The sequence below is a fragment of the Pseudonocardia humida genome (assembly GCF_023898865.1).
In the GTDB taxonomy this organism is placed as follows: domain Bacteria; phylum Actinomycetota; class Actinomycetes; order Mycobacteriales; family Pseudonocardiaceae; genus Pseudonocardia; species Pseudonocardia humida.
Map to the genome: position 1 here is coordinate 230,481 of NZ_JAGSOV010000034.1, position 21,030 is coordinate 251,510.

Below are 21,030 nucleotides of genomic sequence, written 5' to 3' on the forward strand. Positions count from 1 at the left end.
CCCGCCCCCGTCGACCAACGCCGAGGCACCCCACTGCTTGCCGGAGCAGGTGACCGGGGCACCGGCGAACGGCCGATCTCGCCGACGAACGGCCGCCCGACGGGCTACTTCGGCCGAGCGCGGGTCACGGGGTCCCGGTGGCCGGCTCCCGGTGGTCGAACGCGATCAGCGGGTCGCCGGTCAGCGGGTTGTCGACGACGGTGGCCCGCACGCCGAGCACGTCCGCGAGCAGTTCCGCGGTGAGGACGTCGCGCGGCGCTCCCGAGGCCACGACCGACCCGGCCGACAGCACGTGCAGCCGGTCGCACACCGAGGCCGCGGCGTTCAGGTCGTGCAGGGCCACCAGCGCCGTGCGGCGGTGCCGGCGCAGCAGGGCCAGCAGCTCCACCTGGTGGCGCACGTCGAGGTGGTTGGTCGGCTCGTCGAGCACGAGCACGTCGGGCTGCTGGGCGAACGCCCTGGCCAGCAGCACCCGCTGGCGCTCCCCGCCGGACAGGGTGGCGAACCCGCGCCCCGCGGCGCCGGTCATGCCGACCTGTTCCAGGGCGGTGGCGATGATCTGCCGGTCGGTGGCGTCCTCGCCGGCGAACGCCCGCTTGTACGGGGTGCGGCCCATCGCGACCACCTCGCGCACGCGCAGCTCGAAGTCGGCCCCGCGCTCCTGGGGCAGCGCCGCCACGTGCCGGGCCGCTTCGCTCGCCGCGAGCTCGCGCACGTCCCGATCGTCGACCAGCACCCGGCCGGCGTGCGGGCGCAGGTGCCGGTACACCGTGCGCAGCACGGTGGACTTGCCGCTGCCGTTCGGGCCGACGAGCCCGACGATCTCCCCCGGCCCGGCCAGCACCGTGACCCCGGAGACGACCGCCCGGCCGGACAGCGTCACGTGCAGGTCCTCGACGGCCAGCCGCCGCATCCGCCCGGTCCTCGGCGCCGTCGTCATGCCCGCTCCAACCGGCGGTCGAGCAGGAACAGCAGCACCGGCGCGCCGAGGAACGCCGTCACCACACCGATCGGCAGCTCCTGGTCGTCCAGCGCGGTGCGGGCGACCACGTCGACCGCGACCAGCAGCACCGCCCCGGTCAACGCCGAGATCGGCAGCAGTCGCCGGTGGTCGCCGCCGACGACCGGCCGGCACACGTGCGGCACCATCAGCCCCACGAAGCCGATCGCCCCCGACACCGCCACCAGCACCCCGGTCAGCAGGCTGGTCACCACGAACAGCTCCCGGCGCAGCCGGGCGACCTCGACGCCCAGTCCGGCCGCGGTCTCGTCGCCCATCAGCAGCGCGTTGAGCCCGCGGGCCCGAGCCTGCAGCACCACCAGGCCCAGCCCGACCGCCAGCGCGGGCAGCGCCAGCTGGTTCCACTGGGCGCCGCCGAGGGTGCCCATCAGCCAGAACAGCACCCTGCGGGTCTCCTGGTCGTCGGAGGTCTGCAGGACCAGGTAGCTGGTGATCCCGGACAGGAACTGGCCGATGGCCACCCCGGCCAGCACCAGCCGCAGCGGGGAGAACGCCCCACCGCCGCGCGATCGCCCACACCAGCGCGAACGACGCCAGGGCCCCGAGGAACGCCGCCCCGGACAGCCCGACCGCGGCCAGGCCCCCGATCCCGGCACCGAGCACGATCGCCGCCACCGCCCCCAGCGACGCGCCGGAGGACACCCCGAGCAGGTACGGATCGGCCAGCGGATTGCGCACCAGGGCCTGCACCGCGGTGCCCACCAGACCCAACCCGGCCCCGACGAGCGCGGCCAGCAGGGCCCGTGGGACCCGCAGCTGCCACACGATCAGCCCGGACGTGCCCGGCGGGAGCTCGACCCCGGTGAGCCGGGCGCCCACGATCTCCCACACCCGGGCGAAGGGGACGTCGCTCGAGCCCAGCGACACCGCCACCGTCATCAGCACGAGCAGCGCCGCGCCCAGCACGACCGCGGCCGCGCCCGCGCGCACGGTCACCCCGGGCGTCGAGCCGGCGCGGGTGGTCAGCAGCGCCACTACTGCTCCGCTCGCAGCCGGTCCGGGTACAGGGTGGCGGCGATCCGCCGGACCGTGTCGGCGTTGCGGACCCCGGCGATGGTGGTGACCTCCGAGGGGATGCGCAGGAACCGGTCCTGCTGGACCGCGGCCAGCCCGGCGGTGGCGGGGAACTCCTTGAGGAAGCGGACGCCCTCCGCGAACCCCGCCTCGTTGGCCTCGACGCTGCCCCGGTTGCGCACCCCGAGCTGGATCCAGTCGGGGTCGCGCGCCACCACCTCCTCCCAGCTGGTCTGCCGGAAGGTGCCCGCGCAGTCGGAGAAGACGTTCCGCGCCCCGGCCAGGGTGATCGCCGCGTGGGCGACCTGCTGGTTGCACGTGGCCATCGGGTCGCCCGGCGTCGGGCCGACGTCGAAGAAGAAGTACGACGGCCGCTGCTCCATCGGCACCGGCCCGATCGCCGCCTGCACCTCATCGACGGTGGCCTCCATGCCCGCGACCAGCTCGTCGGCCTTCGCTGAGGTGCCGGTCAACGTCCCGAGGCGGCGGATGTCGTCCCCCTCCACCGAAAGGTCCTCCACCGGCCCGCCCCGCGGCGGGCAGGAGGTGGACTGCAGGAAGACCTCCTCGATCCCCGCCGCCGCGTACTCCTCGGCCGTGGGGACCTGGCCCGCCGCCCCACCCATCGACCCCATGCTCGAGAACGTCGTGATGAACGTGTCGGCGCCCGATCCGAGCAGGGTCTCCTTCGGGATGATCGCCGTGCCCAGCACCGGCACCGCGGCGCCGGCGTCGGCCAGCTCCGGCGGCAGCGCGCCCGGCGCGGGCGGGAAGCCCGTGCCCAGGACACGGTCCTGCGCGCCCAACCACAGCAGCATCTCCAGACCGGACGCGTTGCTGGTGACCACCTTCGTGGGCAGCGCCGGCACGTCGAGGGCCGCGCCGCAGTTCTCGATCCGCACCGGGAACCCGGCCGCCGGCGCGGGCGCCGGCCCGGCGTCCGCAGCCACCGCGCCACCCCCGCACGCCCCCACCAGGAGGCCCGAGACCGCCAGCAGGCCGCCCAGCACCCGACAGCCCATCCGCATGCGCACTCCCGTCGTCAGGAGGCCCGCACCGGGCCCCGGAACAGTGGTCGCCGGATGGGGCGGAACGGTTCCGGGGTCCTTCCGCGAGGTGGGCGGGTTGTCGGGCCGGTAGCCCTCCGGCGACTCCTGTGGCGCAGGTCACCAGGTGTCCCGCGACGGTCGCGACGGGTTCCACCGCCGCGGCGGGTCTCGATCCGGACGCCGAACCGACCACCACTCGGCATGGCGCCGCTCCGACCCGCTGACCGACACCCACTCGGCCGGGGCGACCCGGCACGACGACGAGGAAGACGTGCATGAGCACCCACACCGCGGGCCTGGCCCCGCGCCGGGCGAACCTCGCCCTGGCCGCCCTGTTCGGCGGCATGTTCGTGATGGGCAGCGTCGAGCTGCTCGTGGTCGGCGTGCTCGACCTGGTCGCCGCCGACCTGCAGGTCCCCATCGCGACCGCCGGCACCCTGGTCACGGCGTACGCGTTGGGCCTGGCCGTCGGCGGGCCGGTCCTCACCGCGCTGACCATCCGGTTGAACCGGCGCACCGTCCTCGCCGCTGCGCTCGCGCTGTTCGCGCTGGCCAACCTGGTCGCGGTGCTGACCACCGGCTACGGCCTGCTCCTCGGCACGCGCGTGCTCGCCGGCGCGCTGCAGGGCGTGTTCATCGCCGCCGCGTTCGCCGCAGGCACCGCGGTCGTTCCACCGGAGCGGACCGGCCGGGCGATCTCGGTGGTGATCTCCGGGGTCGCGGTGTCCGGTGCGGTGGGCGTGCCGGTGGGCACGCTGCTCGGCCAGCTGCTCGGCTGGCGCGGCTCGTTCACCGCCGTCGTGGTGCTCGCCGTCCTGGCGCTGGTCGCTGTCGTCCCGCTCGTCCCCGCCGTGCCCGGCACCACCGCAGGCGTCGGCGACCAGGCCCGGTACGCGTTCGCGCCGCGGGTGCTCGCCGTGCTGGCGCTGCACGTGCTGGTGTTCGCCTCGGTGTACGCGGCGCTGACCTACATCGTGCCGTTCCTGCAGACCGTCACCGGCGTCTCCGGGCCGCTGATCAGCGTCTTCCTGCTGGCCTACGGCGTGGCCACGGCGGTGGGCTCGTTCGGCGGCGGCCGCTTCGCCGACCGGGACGCAGCCCGCACGCTGGTCGTGGCGACGACCGGCACTGCGCTGTGCCTGCTGGCGCTGTACCTCGTCGGCTCGGTCCCCGTCCTGGTGGCGCTGGTGCTGCTGGCGCTGGGCGTGGTCGCGATGGGCATGACACCCTCGCTGCAGTACCGGGTGGTCAGCCTGGCCGGACCCGGTGGCGGGCTGGCCCAGTCGATGCCCGCGTCCGCGGTCAACATCGGCATCGCGGTCGGGTCGTCCGCCGGCGGCGCGGCGATCGCCGGCTCGACCGCCTCCGCGGCGGTGCTGACCGGCCTGGCCCTCGCCGCGGTCGCGGTTCCGGTCGCGTGGGCCACCAGCGCGCTGCGGCCGCCCGCCCTCGAGCCGCGGACCGCCGCCGAGGCGGACGCGTGCCGGGTGGGCGGCCGCTGAGGCGCGGCCGTCCGGGGGATCGGGCCGGCAGACGGCGGACCGCCCGCCGGGATGGTTCATCCGGGCAGGCCCGCGAGCGCGAGCGGTCAGACCTGCGTCCGGACGCAGTTGCGCCCGGCGCGCTTCGCCGCGTACAACGCCAGGTCCGCGCGGGCGAGCAGTTCGCTGCCCTGGCTCCTCGTCGAGGCGGGCGAAGAAGCGACGCCGACGCTGACCGTCACCACTCCGACATCACCGGTGTGCGGCAGCCGCGCATCCTCGACGGCCAGCCGCATCCGCTCGGCCACGTCCACCGCGGCCGCGAGGTCTGCGCGGGGCAGGATCGCGGCGAACTCCTCGCCGCCGTAGCGGCAGAGCAGATCGGTGTCGCGCAAGCCGGCCGCGAGGAGTCGGCTGATCTCGACCAGGCACGCGTCGCCGGCGAGGTGGCCGTGGTCGTCGTTGTACTGCTTGAAGCGGTCGACGTCCACCATGAGCACGGAGACGGGGAGTGCGGTCTCGAGCGAACGCGTCCACTCGGCGGCGAGTGCCGCGTCGAAGCGTCGGCGGTTGGCCACTCCGGTCAGGGCGTCGGTGCTGCTGAGCAGTTCCAGCTGCGCGTTCGCCGAGCGCAGCGCGGTGGTCCGCTCGGCGATGCGTCGCTCGAGCGAGGTGTAGACCTGGGCGTTGTCCAGGGCCACGGCGAGCTGGCCGGTGAGCATGGTGACGAAGCCGAGCCGGTCGGTCGTGAAGGCCCCGCTGGTGAGGCGGTTCTCCAGCACGAGCACCGCCCGGAGCTCAGCCGCGCGCAGCACGGGGACGACGAGCAGCGCGAGGCGCTGCTCGTCGGCGAGGTAAGGGTCCTGGGCGAACCGGTCGTCGGCGGTCGCGTCGTCGACGGCGAGGGCCTCGCGCGTGCGCAGCACGTACCGGACAGCGCTGACCGGGACGAGAGCGGCCGCGCCGTCCTCGTCGAAGGCGGAGTCGTCGAAGGCGGAGTCGTCGAGAGCGGGGTCGTCGAAGGCGGAGTCGTCGAGAGCGGGGTCGTCGAGGGCCGCGTCGCCGACGGTGTCGGTGGCGGGCCGGTAGACCCGCCAACCGGCGCTCTCGTCGCGGAGCACGACCCGCACCGCTGTCGCACCGGTGATCGCGCGGAGCTGCTCCACGATCGCGTCGTGCAGTTGGGGCATCGTCGTCTGCGCCGCGAGCGCCTGCGCGACGCGCAGGATCGCGGTCGTGTCGATGGTGTCGGCCTGCAGAACCGGGTGCGCCGAGATCGCCGCTCGCGAGCCGGAGGTGGTGGCGCGCGCGATCGACCGATCCCGCAGGAACGGGTGAGCACGGTCGAACTCGGCGGCCATCGCGTCGGCACCCCAGTCGAGCAGCACCTGCTTGGCCTCGGCGAGGTGCAGTCGACCGCTGTGCTCCAGGCCCCGCTCGCGGTGCAGCTCGCCGGCCCGGCGGGCGAGCAGCGCGTGGTGCCACGGCCGCGATACCCGCTGCACCGCCGACAACGCGGAATCGAACGCCACCAGAGCACCGTCGTGGTCACCGAGTGCCCATGCGCGCTCCGCTTCGAGGTAGCTCACGAGGTGGGCGACGTTGGCCGGTTGGTCGTGCGCTCGGCGACGCAGCCAGTCCAGCACGTCGTCGAGTTCGGAGAGGAGCGCGGTGTGCGCGGGTCCGCCCGGTGGCTGCCGGCGCAGCTGCAGGCTGAGGTCGAGCCCGAACGGCACGGTGGTCATCAGCGTGATCACGATTCCGGGGAGCCGTTGCGCCCGGCGGTACGCGGCGCGGCTGTTGGCCGCGAGCCGCTCCCAGTCGCCCAGCAGGGCCGCCGAGATGCTGCGGAAGAGCCACAGGTAGGCGCCGACGACGGTGTTGGACTCGGCGAGCGCCTCGACGGCCTGCTCGCCCGGGGCCTGCGGGGGCGGGCTCGTCGAGGCGTCCGTGCCGGCTCGGGCTTCGTGGCAGAACCGGCGGATGATCGAGAAGGAGCGCTGTACGGGCAGGATCCCCGTGCGCTCGGCCAGGGCGAGCGCGGCGGCGAGCTCGGGGAGCGACTGGTCGAGGTGGGGCGCGGTCTCGAACGTGTCGACGACCACCGGGACGTAGGACCAGCACGCCTGCGGCAGGTCGCCGACGTGCAGCAGCCCGTCGCGGGCCTGCTTCGCCGTCGGCACGCACGCGTCGAGCGGCTGGAACCAGTGCGCGCTGGACACCGTGTGCAGGAACCGGGTGTAGGCGACGGCCCGTTCCCAGCCGTGCGCCTCCCCGGTGGCGAGGAGGTGGGTGAGCAGGACCTCGCCGGCGTGGTACTCGTCCAGCACCGCGATGAACGCCACCGGAGCGTGCCCCAGCACCGCCATCAGGTCGGTGCTCGGGCCGTGCTCCTCCCACAGTCGCTGCGCCCGGGTGACCAGCCACCCGGACACCAACGGGGCCGAGAAGAAGGCGGCCGGGCTGAGCCGACCCATCACCGCGGCCAGCGCGGCCGCGGTCGGATCGGTCAGGACGGGGCGACCTCGGGCGGCCACCGCATCGAGCCCCTTGGTCCAGGCCACCACCTCGGCCAACCCGCAGGCGACCTCGATCGCGGCATCGGGCTCCGGGTAGGGCACCCCCAGCCGGGCCAGGACGCGCAGTCCGAGCTCCACCGCGGCCCCGTACATGTGCCGGTTGGTCAGGGAGGCCACCTGGATCGCGGTGATCTGCGCGAGCTCGCGGTCGTCCCGGGCGCCCCCGGACAGCGACGCGTAGACGGTGTCCGCCTCGTCGAGCCGTCCCAGCTGGTACAGGACCTGGTGGCGCTCGGATTCCACCTCGAAGTGCTGGTGCGCCGTCGCCGGGTCGTCCCGCAGGATCCGGGCCGCCGCGGCGAGGAACTGCTCGGCGGCCGTGAACTCCGTGCGCCGCCGCTCGTCGTCGGCTGCCCAGCGGTAGAGCCGGACGACGCGCTCGCGTTCATCCGCGTCGAGCGGTCGGACGTCCGCGGCGAGCAGCTGCCGAGCGGCGTGCAGTCCCCGCCCGGCCGCGGCGAGCCGCCAGCCCGTCCGCGCCTGGACCGCCCGCCGCTCCTCGGCACCGAGCCGCTCGAAGGCGGCCTGCTGCACGCGGTCGTGCCGGAACCGCAGCCGGCCGAGCACCGCGTCGGTCGTGGGGCGGCCGCCCCGCGCCGCGGTCACCAGGCCCGCCGCCAGCGGCCGTCCCAGGTGGGTGACGAGCTGTCCGGCGGTCAGGCCGCACGCGGTGGCGAGGTCGGTCCCCGACACCTCCGCGCCCAGGCAGGCCATCACGCCGAGCACGTGCGCCGCGTCCGGCCCGAGGTCCTCGATGCGGGCGGTGAGCAGGGCGACGACGTCGCTGCGGCCGACGTGGTGCCGGACCGCGGCCGCGTCCCAGGTCCACCCGCCGTCCGCCAGCGCCAGCGCACCGTCGTCGCGCAGCGAGTTCAGCAGCTCGATGGTGTCGAAGGGGTTGCCCCCCGTCCGCTCCCCGAGGACGCCGGCCAGCACCGCGGACTGCCCGGCGGGGAGCCGCAGCACGTGCTCGAGCAGGGTCGCGAGGTCGTCCACGTCGAGCGGAGCCAACCGCACCCTCGTCGGCTTCACGGCCAACCGCTCCCAGCTGCCCACTATCGCCGCGAGGCGCGCGTCGACGTCGGTGTCGCGGTACGCGCCCACCAGCAGCAGACCGTCCATGCCCGGGGCGTTGACGATGGCGTCGAGCATGTCGAGGGCGCTCGGCGGGGCCCACTGCACGTCGTCGAGGAAGAGCACGAGGGGGCGGCTGGGCGAGGCGACGACCTGGAGCAGGTCGACCACGGACTGCTGGATGCGGTCCTCCCGCTCGCGCTCGTCCAGGACCGCGGCAGCGCCCGACTCCCCCAGCACCTGGGCGAACTCGGGGGCGATCGCCACGAGGACCGAGGCGTTGGACCGCAGCCGCTGCCGGAGCTCCCGGGCCCGGGCCTCCAGGGCCGCCGGCGGCTCGGCCAGCAGCAGCCGCGCGAGACCGCGCAGAGCCCAGCGCAATCCCGCCGAGGAGTCGCGGACGACCTGGTCGGCCTTGCCGGAGACGAACCACCCCCCGCGCCGGGTCACCAGCCGACGCAACGTGCTGACCAGCGCCGACTTGCCGACGCCGGGGCCGCCGCTGACCAGCACGACACGGCAGGCGGGCGCTCCGCTGCTCGGCTCCGCCGGATCGGCAACGGCGTCCAACGCCTCGGTGAGGACCGCGATCTCGCGATCCCTGCCGATCAGCTGCGTCGGCGGGGACAGCCGGTCGGGGAAATCCCGCTCCCCCAGCGGGAAGGTCGTCCCGGTGTCGGCGGCGACGCGGGCGAGGTCGTGGGCGAGACCTGCGGCGGACTGGTAGCGGCGATCGGGTTCCTTCTCCAGGAGCCGGGCCAGCACGGCCTCCAGCCCGGCCGGGAGCGTCGGGTCCAGCGCCGTCACCGGCGTCGGCTCGCGCGTGAGGATCTCCCGGAGCAGCTCGAAGGCGTCCTCCTCGATGAACGGTGGCCTGCCGGTCGCGGCCTCGTAGAGCACGGCGCCGACCGCGTACAGGTCGGACCGCCGGTCGACGGCGGACCCGGTCCGTCCGGTCTGCTCCGGTGACAGGTAGGGCAACGGGCCCAAGATCTCGCGGTGGTGGGTGAACCCGGGACGGACCTCGGCGATCATCGTCGCGAGGGTGAAGTCGACCAGCTCGACGCCGCCGTCCTCGACCAGCAGCACGGTGCCGGGGTGCAGGCCGAGGTGCGCGACACCCGCCTCGTGCACCGCCTCCAACGTCGCGGCCAGCTGCTGCCCCAGCGCGAGGACCTCGGGTGGGGTCAGCCGGCGCTCGGCCAGCGCTTCCGCCAGGGACCGCCCGTCGGACGCGGCGGCCACCAGGACGCACGGATCGACGGAGGACCGCAACCTCGGGACTCCCGGTACGCCCTCGAGGCGACGCAGCACCGAAGCCTCGTGCGCGATCCGCTCGAGCGCCCCCTCGCCGAGCGCCTCCTTGTGGAGCAGGACACCGAGATCGGGATCGTGCGTGCGCCAGACCCGGACGCGGCCGTCGTCGAACACCGGTCCGGCAGATCCGCGTCGAGCGGGCACTGCAGCCACCTTCCCCCCCGGTGCACGAGCCGACATCAGTACACCGCGACGCCGACGTGCGACGCCCAGGCGGTGGCACCGACCTGCGGGGACGCACCTCGGCGGCGGAAGGGGGCGTCGCGCCGGACCAGTCCGAAGTCCGACGCCACCGACTCCGGAAGCGGCCGGCCGGGCGTCCTGGTACGCATCGCCGGACCGCCGGTCCGCACGCCGTTCGTCACCATGGCCACCGCGCTGATCACCTGGCCCCAGCCTGCCCGCTCGGCGGCGACGACCGCCAGGTGAGTCACCCCGTGGTGTCGGCACGCCCGATCCGGATGCGCGCACCGGCGACCCGGCCGACGCGGCCTGCCATCACCGGGACGGACGAGCCACCCGGCGACGGAGCGTGACGCCCATGCAATAGGTTCCCCCGGTCGGGGTGATGCACGTCACGACCTAGCAGCGATCCCCCCGGATCGCTCCCCCAGGAGACACGCATGCGCGCGAACTTGACGACTGCGGCCCGGGCCGCGGCTGCAGTGCTGCTACTGGTCCTGACCGGCTGCGGGACCGCGGCGGACGCAGATGCCGTCGGGCCGCCCGACGGTCGGCTCACCATGGGCTTCTCGCAGGTCGGCTCCGAGAGCGGGTGGCGGACGGCGAACACCAAGTCGATCCAGGAGTCCGCCGCCGCCGCGGGGGTCGAACTGCTGTTCTCCGACGCCCAGCAGAGCCGCGACCGCCAGATCGAGGCCATCCGCTCGTTCATCGCGCAGCGGGTCGACGTGATCGCCTTCAGCCCGGTCGTCGAGACCGGCTGGGATCCCGTGCTGCTGGAGGCCAGGCAGGCGGGCATCCCGGTGATCCTCACCGACCGGGCGATCCAGACGTCCGACTCGAGCCTGTACCAGAGCTTCCTCGGTTCGGACTTCATCGAGGAGGGGAACAAGGCCGGGACCTGGCTCAGCGACCTCTACAACACCGCAGAGGAACCGGTCTCGATCGTGGAGATCCGGGGCACCGAGGACTCCGCACCGGCGATCGAACGCAAACTGGGTTTCGGCGCGGCCATCGCCCAGAACCCGAACCTGAAGATCGTCGCTTCGGCCTCGGGGGACTTCACCCGGGCCGGCGGCAAGGCGGTGATGCGGGACTTCCTCGCCTCGACCCCGGACATCGACGTCCTCTACGCCCACAACGACGACATGGGACTCGGCGCGATCGAGGCGATCGAGGAGGCCGGCGAGGTGCCCGGCGAGGACATCAAGATCATCACGGTGGACGCGGTGCGCGAAGGGATGGAGGCCTTGATCGACGGCAAGATCAACTACATCGTGGAGTGCAACCCCCTGCTCGGCCCGCAGCTGATGGAGCTGGCCAGGAAGATCGTTGCGGGGGAACGGGTGCTGCAGCGGGTGGTCACCGAGGAGACCGTGTTCGAACGGTCCGGCGCTCTGGCGGCGCTGCCGGGCCGCCGGTACTGACCCCGCCGGCCGGAGTCTCCTGACGTGCCGGGCGGTCCCAGCGGTCGACCGACCTGATCCGCCGGCTGCCGCCGCCCTGCGCGGTCGGGTTGCTTTGGATCCAATGTTGTCGGATATTGATCCAGGATCGAGGAGGCCCCGATGCTGAGTCGCGAGGACAACGAGAAGCTGACCCGTTCCGGCCCGGGCACGCCGCTGGGCCGGCTGTTGCGCTCCTACTGGCAGCCGGCCGCGCTCGTGTCGGAGGTGCCTGCCGACCGCCCGGCGAAGGCGGTGCGGCTGCTCGGCGAGGACCTGGTCCTGTTCCGGACCGACACCGGTGGATGGGCGCTGGTCGGGCGGTTCTGCGCGCACCGCGGAGTGGACCTGTCCTACGGGCGGCTGGAGGACGGCGGGCTGCGCTGCCTCTACCACGGCTGGCTCTACGGCCCCGACGGCCGGTGCCGCGAACAACCGGCCGAGCCCGAGCACAGCCGCTTCAGCGACAAGGTCCGGATACCCGGGTACCCGTGCGCCGAGCGGAACGGCATCGTCTTCGCCTACCTCGGCGCGGGCGACCCCCCACCGTTCCCGGCCTACGACTGCTTCGCCGCCCCCGACGAGTACACCTTCGCCTTCAAGGGGCTGTGGGACTGCAACTGGCTGCAGGGGGTGGAGGGCGGGATCGACCCCAGCCACGTGTCGTTCCTGCACCGGTTCCTGCGCGAGGACCCGCGGGAGACCTACGGGCAGCAGTTCAGCGAGGAGGTGGCCGGCACCGGGCAGAAGCTCTCGGCGCTGGTAGGCGAGAACTCCCGACCGGACATCGAGGTGGAACCGGCCGAGCACGGGCTGCGGGTGTTCGCGGTACGCCGGCTCGCCGAGGAGCTCGCGCACGTGCGGATCACCAACCTGCTGTTCCCGAACGCGTTCACCGTGCCGTTCGGCAACACGAAGGTGTTCACGCAGTGGCACGTGCCGATCGACGACCAGCACCACCACTGGTACATGGTGCTCTACGACTTCGCCGAGCCGACCGACAAGCAGACGCTGCTGGACCAGCGGTTGGCCGAGGTCACCCTGCCGGACTACCGCCCGATCCGGAACCGGGCCAACGACTGGGGGTTCGACCCGGCCGAGCAGCGCGAGCTGACCTACACCGGGATGGGCCTGGACATCAACGTCCACGACCAGTGGGCGGTGGAGTCGATGGGGCCGATCCAGGACCGCACGGTCGAGCGCCTGGGCGTCTCCGACCGGGCCATCACCGCGAACCGGCGGCTGCTGCTGCGCTCGCTGGAGGCGTTCGCGGCCGGCAACCCGCTGCCGGGCCGGCCGCCCGACGCCGCGGCAGCGGCCGCCATGACCGGGCCGGTCGCCGTGGACATGGTCAGCCCGGCCGACGACTGGGCGCAGCGCTGGCAGCGCCACGACGCCCAGCGGCGCGCGGCGTCGCCGTGGGCGGGGCGAGCGCAGGCGGAGGCCGTCGCAGATGCGTGAGAGCGGCACGCGCAGCAGTGACGAGCGTCCCGTCGCCGCGGGCGGCGCCGGGGCGGGAGCCCGCCCGCTGCTCGCCGGCGACCGGGGTGGCTTCGTCGACCGGCACGACCTGTGGTCGGACGAGCAGTACGCCGCCGCGGCGCAGCTGCGCCGGGTGGTCGACGAGCTCGGCCTGGAGATGGTGCGGGTCTGCTTCACCGACCAGCACGGCGTCCTGCGCGGCAAGACGCTCACCCGCGCCGCGCTCCCGGGCGCGCTGCGCTCGGGGATCTCCGCGCCGTCCTCGCTGCTGCTCAAGGACACCGCCGGGCGCACCACCTACCCGGTCTTCGAGGCGCTCGCGCTCGACGGCCACGCCGGGTTCTCCGGCGCCGGGGACGTGGTGCTGGTCCCCGACCCGACGACGTTCCGGGTGCTGCCCTGGTCGCCGCGCACCGGACTGCTCCTGGCCGACCTGCGCTACCCGGACGGCCGCGCCGTCCCGTTCTGCACCCGGACCCTGCTGCGCTCCCAGCTCGCCCGACTCGGCGAGCACGACCTCGCACTCACCGTCGGCACCGAGCTCGAGTTCCACGTCCTCGCCCCGGCCGACGGACCGCTCGACGCGCTGGACGCCGACCGCACCAGCCGCCCGGGACGGCCCGGCGCCGCCGCGGCGGTCCGTCCGACGACCCCGGGGGCGCAGCTGCTCAAGGCGGACACCCTCGACGCCGTCGACGGGCTGGTCGAGGAGCTGCACCGCGGACTGACCCTGCTGGACCTGCCGCTGCGCTCGATCGAGCTGGAGTTCGGGCCCAGCCAGTTCGAGATCACCCTGGACGCCGGCGACGCCGCGAAGGTCGCCGACGACGTCGTGCTCTGCCGGACCGCCGTCAAGCAGGTGTGCCGCCGGCAGGGCCTGCACGCCACGTTCATGTCCCGCCCGCTGGGCGCCGACACCGCCTCCGCGGGCTGGCACCTGCACCAGTCGTTGCGCCGGGCGGCCACCGCCGAGCCGGTCTTCGCCGCGACCGGGCCGGGCGAGCCGCTGTCCGCGACGGGGATGGCCTGGATGGCGGGCCTGCTGGAGCACGCCGCGGCCGCCACCGCGTTCACCACGCCCACGGTCAACGGCTACAAGCGCTACCTGCCGCACTCGCTGGCCCCGGACCGGGTGCTGTGGGGCCGCGACAACCGCGGCGCGATGGTGCGGGTGGTGACCCCGCCCGGCGCGGCAGGCGGGCACCTGGAGAACCGCTGCGGAGAGCCGGCCGCCAATCCCTACCTCTACATCCTCTCGCAGGTGGTCTGCGGCCTGGACGGGGTCGGACGCGGGCTGGTGCCGGGACCGCCGAGCGACAGCCCCTACGCTGACGGGGCACCCCGGCTGCCCGGCACCCTCGGTGAGGCCGTCGCCGCGCTCGAGGCCAGCACGGTGTTCCGCCGCGCGCTCGGCGACGCCGTGGTGGACTGGTACGCGCACCTCAAGCGGGCCGAGTTCGCCCGCTACCTCGCCGAGGTGTCGGACTGGGAGCAGCGTGAGTACTTCGACCTCCTCTGAGCACGCTGAGCACGCCCGGCGGGCCGCTCGGTCCGGCGGCGAGTCCGGTGGTGCGCTGGTGGACCAGGTGGCCGCGCGGATCCGGGAACGGATCCTGTCCGGGGACATCCCGATCGGCGCCCAACTGCGCCAGGCCGAGCTGGCGGTCGACTTCGGGGTCAGCCGGATGCCGGTGCGCGAGGCGCTGCGCCAGCTGCAGACCGGCGGGCTGATCGAGGTGCACCCGAACCGCGGTGCGGTGGTGCGGGTCCCGGCACCGTGGGAGGTCCGCGAGACCTACGAGGTGCGCGCGGAGCTGGAGGCGCTGGCCGCCCGCCGTGCGGTCCGCCGCATCACCCCCGCCCACCTCGATCAGCTGCGCGTGCTCAACCTCGAGATGCGCAGGCGCGCCGATGCCGGCGGTGCCGACCCCGACCCGGAGCCGACCCGCCGCCACCGCGGCAACGAGGACTTCCACACCGTCATCGCGGCGTGCTCGGGCAACCACCGGCTGCACCGCGCGATCGACGAGCTGCACGCGGCCTACCCCCGCAACATCCTGGCCCGCCTGCTGGTCGACGACCCGCGGTACTGCGCGGACAACTTCACCGAGCACGACCGCATCGTCGGGGCCCTCGCCGCGGGTGACGCCGCGGCGGCCGGCTCGCTGATGCGCGAACACGTGGTCCAGGCCGGCGAGCAGCTCGCCCGGTGGTTCGAGCAGCGCTCGTCGACGGTCTTCCGCGGGGTCCCCGGCTGAGGCCGTGCGCGCACCTACCCGCGAGCGCGGAAGCGCCCCGGCGCTATGCCGTAGCGGCGGCGGAACGCCGCCGCGAACCCGAACTCGGACGCGTACCCCACACGCCGCGCGATGCCCGCCAGCGGCGTGGGGGTCTGCCGCAGCAGGCGGGCGCCGGTGCTCAGGCGCCAGTCGGTCAGGTAGGCCATCGGTGGCGCCCCCACCGCGGCGGTGAACCGGCGGGCGAACGACGTGCGGGACATCCCGGCGACGGCGCTGAGCTGCTGCACGGTCCACGGCCGCTCCGGGCGCTCGTGGATCGCGTGCAGCGCCTCGGCGATGCCGGGCTCCGCACCGATCACCCAGCCCTGCTCCTGCAGGTGGCGCAGGGCGTGCACGATCATCAGATCGACCAGCGCCGCGCGCCCGGCCTCGGGGCCCTCCGGAGCCGGGGCCGCGAAGTCCGCGGACAGCATGTCCACCAGCGCCCGCAGGCCGGGATTGCGGTCGTGGTCCGGCGACAGCGCGACGACGCCGGGGAGCCGCTGCAGCAGCGCGGGCGGTCGGCCGTCGAGCGTGTACGCGCCGCAGAGGAACTCGAAGTCGGCGGTGCCCTCCGGCTCCGGAACGTGGTCGAAACCGAACTCGGGTAGTTCCTCGAGCCGGCAGGGCGCGTGCGCCAGCCCGTGCTCGGTGAGGGCGGCCGTGAAGATCATGTCGCCGGGCCGCAGCGCGGCCGGGGCGTCGTCGGCGGTGATCAGCCAGCCCTCGCCGCGCAGCAGGACGTGGAACCCCAGCACCGCGATCGGGGGGAACCGGACGCCCCATGCGCCGGACTCGGTGATCCGGCGCGCGTTGGCGCGGCCGAACCGGACACTGTCGATCGCGGCCGTGATCACGTCCATCACCGCCGATGGTAGCCGTGCGTATCGAGCTGGGCGGCTCGCGCATGGCGGTCGGCCGCGCCCGCTGCTGGGGTTGGCCCGTGAACGAGATACTGGCCGCGAACGCGGAGAAGACCGAGCTGCAGGGTCGTCCGACCGCGGAGAGCCTGCAGGCCGCACGGGACGTCGGCGCCTTCGCACTGCGGACACCACGGGAGTACGGCGGCTCCTGGACGAGCGCCACCGACATCGCGCGCCTGCTCAGCGCGCTGGGCCGCGACTGCCCGTCCACCGCATGGGTCGTCGGGACGTGCCTGACCTCGAAGACGTTGGCGGCGGGCAGGTTCGCCCCCGCGGTCGAACGGGAACTGTTCGCCGACCCGGACGCGCTGTTCTGCGGCTCCGGCAACCCGGCGGGGGGACGCGCCGAGCCCGTTCCGGGTGGGGTGCGGCTCACCGGTCGCTGGGCCAGCACATCCGGCTGCGAGGACGCCACGTGGGCGGGCCTGGGCGTGGTGCTGGACGGGGTGTTCTCCTACGCCGTGGTGCCGACCGCCGACCTGGCGATCGATCGGACGTGGCACGTGGCCGGGATGCGCGGCACCGGGAGCCACACGCTCGTCGCGGATCTCGTGGTCCCGTCCGAACGGGTCGCCGCGCTCCAGTTGCCCGGACCACCCCAGGACATGCTGCTCTACGGACTGAGCGTGCTCGGGCCGGTGGTCGGCGCGACGTTCGGCGCGCTGGACGTGGTCACCGCGATGTTCGCCTCGGACCGCAAGCCGTTCATGACCCAGTACACGCGCATGGGGGAATCACCGGGCGCGCGGCACTGGCTCGCCGACGCGGGCCGGCTGGCGCGGCGGGCGGAGCGCACGATGCTCGCGGTGGCCGCCGAGGCCGACGCTCCCGGGGTGACCGGCGCCGATCACATCCGGTCGCAGGCCGATCTGGCCAACGCCGCCCGCGACTGCCGTTCCGCGGTCGAGCTGATGCTGGACCTGCACGGCTCGAGCGGCTTCGCCACCGGGAACGCGCTGCAACGGTTCTGGCGGGACGTCGCGGTCGGCAGCCGCCACCCGCACCTGAACCCGTACCTCGCGGCCGAGCGCGCCGGAGCCGCGCTCGCCGGGTGATGCCGGGACCAGGGTGGTACGAGCTGTCCCCCGCGACCGGTCCCGGCCGCCGCTGGCGTCGCCCGCTGTGGGATTTCCCCGTTGTCGAACGGCCCATCGACGCCGTCAACGCGCACGACCTGGCGCACACCAGCGCGGCCTCCTCGCCGGGGACGGCGGCGGCCTCCGACTGCGTGCTCAGCTCGACGAGCGGGGTGCGGTACGTGCGGCCTGCCTCGGCGCCGACGGTTCGACGACCCCGCTGCCGACGTCGACAGCGACGTGGACGACACCGCCGAGGGTCAGGTGCTCCCCCTCCTGCCAGGCCCGCTCGTACTCGCCCGGATCCAGGGCCGCCCGGGCGCGGTCGAGCAGCGTCGACGTCTCGGGGGCCGATCGCCACGCCAGGCCTTCGCGGTCGCGCTGCGCGCGAGCGGCGGAGTACAGCACCACCGCCGTGCGGTGGTGACCGGCCAGGGTCAGGAAGTTGGCCCGCATCTCCACGAACGCACCGCCCAGCTCGCCGCCCTCGCGCAGGTGCAGTTCGATCACGCGGTCCGACCACAGCATCCCGCTGTCGGCATCGGCCGCGCTGAGTGCGGCGTAGCTGCCCGCGCGCGCGGCCATCCACGCCGCCACGTCCAGCTCGAGGGCTCGGGCGCGCGGGTAGACCTGCTCGGCCCGGGCGATCGTGCGCGCTGGCTCGACCACGTCGCTCTCGACCAGGCTGCGCGTCGCGTCGGACAGCACCTCGAGCACCACGTCGCGGGTGGTCCCGGCCAGTTCGATCGTGCGGGTGAGCAGGTGCCGGGCGGTCTCGGGGTCGCCGGCCGACCACATGTTCCCCGCCTGGATCGCGACGTCGAGCCCGAACGCGCTCAGGTGCTCCGGTGCGATCCGGTCGGCCACGGCGAGCCCGCGCTCGCTGTGCGACCGGGCCTGGTCGGTGCGGCCCTGGTGGGCGAGCATCTTGGCCAGGCCCAGGTGGACCCACGCCTCGTCGATCGCGTCGGCGGCGCCACCGTCGCCGAGCGCGGTCGCGGCGAGCGACAGCCACCGCACGGCTTCCAGCAACCTGCCCCGGTAGTACCAGTAGGCGTGCAGCCAGCCCGCCGTCCGCGCCCCCGCCCGCGACGGCTCGTCCACCAACGAGCGCTGCAGCATGGCCCGCACGGCTGCGTAGTCGTCGTCCACGACGCGGTAGCGGCGTCTGAGCTCGAGCCGGTCGGTGCGCGACGCCACGCTCACCAGCCCCGACACCCACGCGTCGCGCCGGTCGAGGGTCGCATCGGTCTCCCCCTCCTGCGCGAGCGCACGGGCCGCGTGCCCGCGGACGACGACGAGCTGGCGGAACAGCGTCGGGCCGCCGGGGCGGGGCGCCGGGCCTGCGGCCAGCAGCGACCGGTTGACCAGCATCGGCAGCAGCTCGGCCAGCTCGGCGCCGGGCATCCCCGTGGTCGCGGCCGCGGCCGCGAGGCTGAAGGGCCCGGGCAGGACGGCGAGCCGGCGGTGCACCAGCTGTTCCTCGGCGCTGAGCAGCCGATGACCCCAGTCCAGCTCGGACTGCAGCGAGCGCCTGCGCGGGGTGCCCGGCCGTCCGATCCTCGCCAGCTGGGTGGGGTCGAAGCGGATCTGGTCGCGGATCTCCTCGAGGCTGTACACGCGCGCCCGGGCGGCGGCGAGCTCGATCGCCAGCGGTAGCCCGTCCAGGCCCGCGCAGATCTCGACCGCCCGGTCCCGCAGCTCCTGCGCGTCCGCGGTGGCGACGACCTGCGGCGCGGCCGTGCCCAGCCGCGCCAGGAACAGCTCCACGGCCGCCGAGTCGCCGTCGGCGGCGTCGGGCAGGCCGAGCGGGTCGACCGGGTAGATCAGCTCGCCGTCGAGCTCGAGCTGCTCGCGGCTGGTGGCCAGCACGGTCAGCTCCTCGCCGCCGTCCAGCAGCGTGGTCAGGACGGGCGCCACGTCGGTCAGGAGGTGTTCGCAGTTGTCGACGAGCAGGAGCAGGCGACGGCCGCGGACGGCGGTGCGCAGGGCGTCGTGCGAGGACCCGGCTGTCGTGGTGGTGACGCCGATGGTGGACAGGACGGTCTCGGCGATCAGCTCCCCGCCGGCGACGGGCGCCAGGTCGACGAACCACACGCCGTCCGGGTACCGCTCGGCGCAGCGGCGCGCGACCTCGACCGCCAGCCGGGTCTTGCCGGTCCCTGCGGTGCCGGTGAGGGTCACCAGTCGGTGGGTCCGGAGCAGCCCGTCGACCCGGGTGAGGTCGGCCTCGCGGCCGACGAGCGCCGTCATCACCACCGGCAGGTGCACCTCCGGGGTGCGCGGCGGTGGGGCCGGTGCGGCGGCGGGGGCGGCGAGGGCGGTGCCTGCCCTCGGAGCCCTGGGCGCGAGGGCGGCGTCGTGGTTGAGGATCTGCTCGTGGAGGCGCTGCAGCTCGGGACCGGGGGTCAGGCCGAGCTCGTCCCGCAGCGCCGCCCGCACCTCCTCGAAAGCGGCCAGTGCTTCCTCGGTGCGCCCGCACCGGTACAACGCCACCATCCGCAGCGCGTGCAGGTGCTCCCGGAACGGCGACTCCCGGAGCAGACCGTCGAACTCGGCGAGTGCGCGCTCGGGCCCGCCGGACCGGATGAGCGCCTCGATGCGGCGCTCGTTGATCTGCGCCCGCAACTCGGTCATCCGGGCCAGCCACGCCTGCGACCAGTCGGCGTCCGCCACGACGGGGTCGACGGGGCCCCGCCACAGTCCGAGCGCCTCGTCGCAGCGGCGCAGGACCTCGTCGTGGCGGCCGGCCGCGGCCAGGGTGCCCACCTGCTCGGCCAGGGCCGCGAACCGCAGCGAGTCGACCTGGTCGACCGCCACCACGAGCTGGTAGCCGTTGCCCTGCTTGAGCAGCACCGACGGGGCCGTGCCTGCGGGCCGGTCCGGCTCGAGCTGCTTGCGGATGCGGAAGACGTGCGAGTCGAGCGTGCTCCACGCCCCGGTCGAGGCCTCCTCGCCCCACAGCGCGTCGATGAGCGCATCGACCGGCACCACGCGGTTCGCGTTCATGGCCAGCGACGCCAGGATCACCGTCATCTGCCGGCCGCGGATCCGCGAGCGGGACCCGTCGACCGACAACTCCAGCGGACCGAGGTCGTGCACTCCCACAGCGGAGACCACCGATCATGCCTCCGCGCGCTGACGGAACCACCCGGCGTCCCGGACGCTAGCCCCCAAGGACGCCTCCATGTCGTCCCTTCTGCGCAAGCTCCTCGACCGTCCGCCGATCTTCCGATTCTGTGGTCCCAGCACCTCGTTGTCCAGGCGGGCGCGAGGTGAACCGCGTTGGCGAGGCTGGAGCGGCAGCAGGTCCAATGTCGGGTGACGGTCACCGACGCGGCGGTCGCGATGTGGGAGCCGGGAGCCGATCGGTGGCTGCCCCGGGCAGCTCGCACCCTCCAAGACGAGTCCACGCGTCGCGCGGTCGGTTGGACCCCGCTTGGAGCCATCGGCGGCACGGTGATCCCACCCCGGGGCGGATCTGCCGCCCCGACCGAGTTCGTGGAGCACACCGTGCACATCACCAGGCTGGACACCGCACGCGCGGCGATGGGGGCGGTCGCGGTGACCGCGATCGTCGGCCTCGCCTCGGCGTGCTCGGCACCGCCCGCCGCGGCGGCGGAGGACCTGGTCGTCGCCTCGACGGTCCCACCCGCTCAGACCGTCCTGTTCACCGGCGCACCGCAGACCGTGACCGTGCCCTCGGGTGCGACGTCGGTGACGCTGACGGTGACCGGTGGCAGCGGCGGCGTCGGGCAGGACGACAGCGGCACCACCTGCGACTCCGTCGCCGGCGGCAACGGCGCGACCGTCACCGGAACCGCCGCCGTCACCGCCGACCAGCAGATCCAGGTCGCCGTGGGCGGCGTCGGCGCCACCGACTGCGGGCACGGCGCCTCCGACGGCGGCTGGGGCGGCCTGGGCGCTGCGGGCGGGGACGGGCGCAACGGCTACTCCGGCGCCGGTGCCAGCGGCGGCGGTGGAGGCGCGAGCACCGTGCAGATCGACGGGACGACGGTCATCATCGCCGGCGGCGGCGGGGGCGGCGCCTCGGACGGCATCGGCGGCAACGGCGGGCACGGTGGCACCGGCGGCGACCCGGCCGGC

At 74.5% G+C, this 21,030-nt stretch carries 12 protein-coding genes and 2 pseudogenes; 7 read left to right on the forward strand and 7 right to left on the reverse strand.

Going from position 1 to position 21,030, the window contains the following annotated elements:
- Nucleotides 1-124: 124 nt before the first annotated feature.
- The 3 genes and pseudogenes from KDL28_RS15675 to KDL28_RS15690 all read right to left on the reverse strand — a co-directional run bounded on the left by KDL28_RS15675 (nucleotide 125) and on the right by KDL28_RS15690 (nucleotide 3,063).
- Nucleotides 125-940 (reverse strand): ABC transporter ATP-binding protein, encoded by an 816-nt coding sequence (locus tag KDL28_RS15675; RefSeq protein ID WP_252439246.1) that lies wholly within the window; start codon nucleotides 938-940, stop codon nucleotides 125-127.
- Nucleotides 937-1,900: pseudogene (locus KDL28_RS42120) on the reverse strand (FecCD family ABC transporter permease). Before KDL28_RS42120 ends, KDL28_RS15675 begins: the two are co-directional and overlap by 4 nt.
- Nucleotides 1,901-1,995: 95 nt before the next feature.
- Nucleotides 1,996-3,063: an ABC transporter substrate-binding protein gene (locus tag KDL28_RS15690; protein ID WP_252439210.1), complete on the reverse strand. Its 1,068-nt coding sequence runs from the start codon at nucleotides 3,061-3,063 to the stop codon at nucleotides 1,996-1,998.
- Between the two features lie 296 nt (nucleotides 3,064-3,359).
- On the opposite strand from KDL28_RS15690, the gene KDL28_RS15695 reads away from it, so the two are divergent.
- A complete protein-coding gene (locus KDL28_RS15695) occupies nucleotides 3,360-4,586 on the forward strand; it encodes an MFS transporter (protein WP_252439212.1) in 1,227 nt (408 codons plus the stop codon).
- A gap of 86 nt (nucleotides 4,587-4,672) precedes the next feature.
- On the opposite strand, the gene KDL28_RS15700 is transcribed toward KDL28_RS15695, so the two are convergent.
- A complete protein-coding gene (locus KDL28_RS15700; RefSeq protein ID WP_252439214.1) occupies nucleotides 4,673-9,679 on the reverse strand; it encodes a diguanylate cyclase in 5,007 nt (1,668 codons plus the stop codon).
- Between the two features lie 35 nt (nucleotides 9,680-9,714).
- Nucleotides 9,715-9,969: a hypothetical protein gene (locus tag KDL28_RS15705; protein WP_252439216.1), complete on the reverse strand. Its 255-nt coding sequence runs from the start codon at nucleotides 9,967-9,969 to the stop codon at nucleotides 9,715-9,717.
- A gap of 189 nt (nucleotides 9,970-10,158) precedes the next feature.
- Here KDL28_RS15705 and KDL28_RS15710 point away from each other — a divergent pair, with 189 nt between their 5' ends.
- The 4 genes from KDL28_RS15710 to KDL28_RS15725 all read left to right on the forward strand — a co-directional run bounded on the left by KDL28_RS15710 (nucleotide 10,159) and on the right by KDL28_RS15725 (nucleotide 14,903).
- Nucleotides 10,159-11,145 carry an ABC transporter substrate-binding protein gene (locus KDL28_RS15710; protein WP_252439218.1) on the forward strand — a complete coding sequence of 329 codons (987 nt, stop codon included), beginning with the start codon at nucleotides 10,159-10,161 and terminating at the stop codon, nucleotides 11,143-11,145.
- 141 nt (nucleotides 11,146-11,286) lie between these two features.
- Nucleotides 11,287-12,624, forward strand: coding sequence for an aromatic ring-hydroxylating dioxygenase subunit alpha (locus KDL28_RS15715; protein WP_252439220.1), 1,338 nt, complete (start codon nucleotides 11,287-11,289; stop codon nucleotides 12,622-12,624).
- A complete protein-coding gene (locus KDL28_RS15720) occupies nucleotides 12,617-14,164 on the forward strand; it encodes a glutamine synthetase family protein (RefSeq protein ID WP_252439222.1) in 1,548 nt (515 codons plus the stop codon). Before KDL28_RS15715 ends, KDL28_RS15720 begins: the two co-directional genes overlap by 8 nt.
- 58 nt (nucleotides 14,165-14,222) lie before the next feature.
- Nucleotides 14,223-14,903 carry a GntR family transcriptional regulator gene (locus tag KDL28_RS15725; protein WP_252439224.1) on the forward strand — a complete coding sequence of 227 codons (681 nt, stop codon included), beginning with the start codon at nucleotides 14,223-14,225 and terminating at the stop codon, nucleotides 14,901-14,903.
- A gap of 14 nt (nucleotides 14,904-14,917) precedes the next feature.
- Here the strand turns inward: KDL28_RS15725 and KDL28_RS15730 are convergent, their stop codons facing one another.
- Nucleotides 14,918-15,787, reverse strand: a complete 870-nt coding sequence (locus KDL28_RS15730) for an AraC family transcriptional regulator (protein ID WP_252439226.1) — start codon at nucleotides 15,785-15,787, stop codon at nucleotides 14,918-14,920.
- 80 nt (nucleotides 15,788-15,867) lie between these two features.
- Between KDL28_RS15730 and KDL28_RS15735 the strand changes: the two genes are divergently transcribed.
- Nucleotides 15,868-16,902, forward strand: a complete 1,035-nt coding sequence (locus KDL28_RS15735; protein WP_252439228.1) for an acyl-CoA dehydrogenase family protein — start codon at nucleotides 15,868-15,870, stop codon at nucleotides 16,900-16,902.
- A gap of 177 nt (nucleotides 16,903-17,079) precedes the next feature.
- On the opposite strand, the gene KDL28_RS15740 is transcribed toward KDL28_RS15735, so the two are convergent.
- The gene (locus KDL28_RS15740) at nucleotides 17,080-20,031 is read right to left on the reverse strand and encodes an AfsR/SARP family transcriptional regulator (protein WP_252439230.1); all 2,952 of its coding nucleotides are present in this window, start codon (nucleotides 20,029-20,031) and stop codon (nucleotides 17,080-17,082) included.
- Nucleotides 20,032-20,208: 177 nt separating this feature from the next.
- On the opposite strand from KDL28_RS15740, the pseudogene KDL28_RS15745 reads away from it, so the two are divergent.
- A pseudogene (locus KDL28_RS15745) lies at nucleotides 20,209-21,030 on the forward strand (hypothetical protein); the annotation flags it as partial.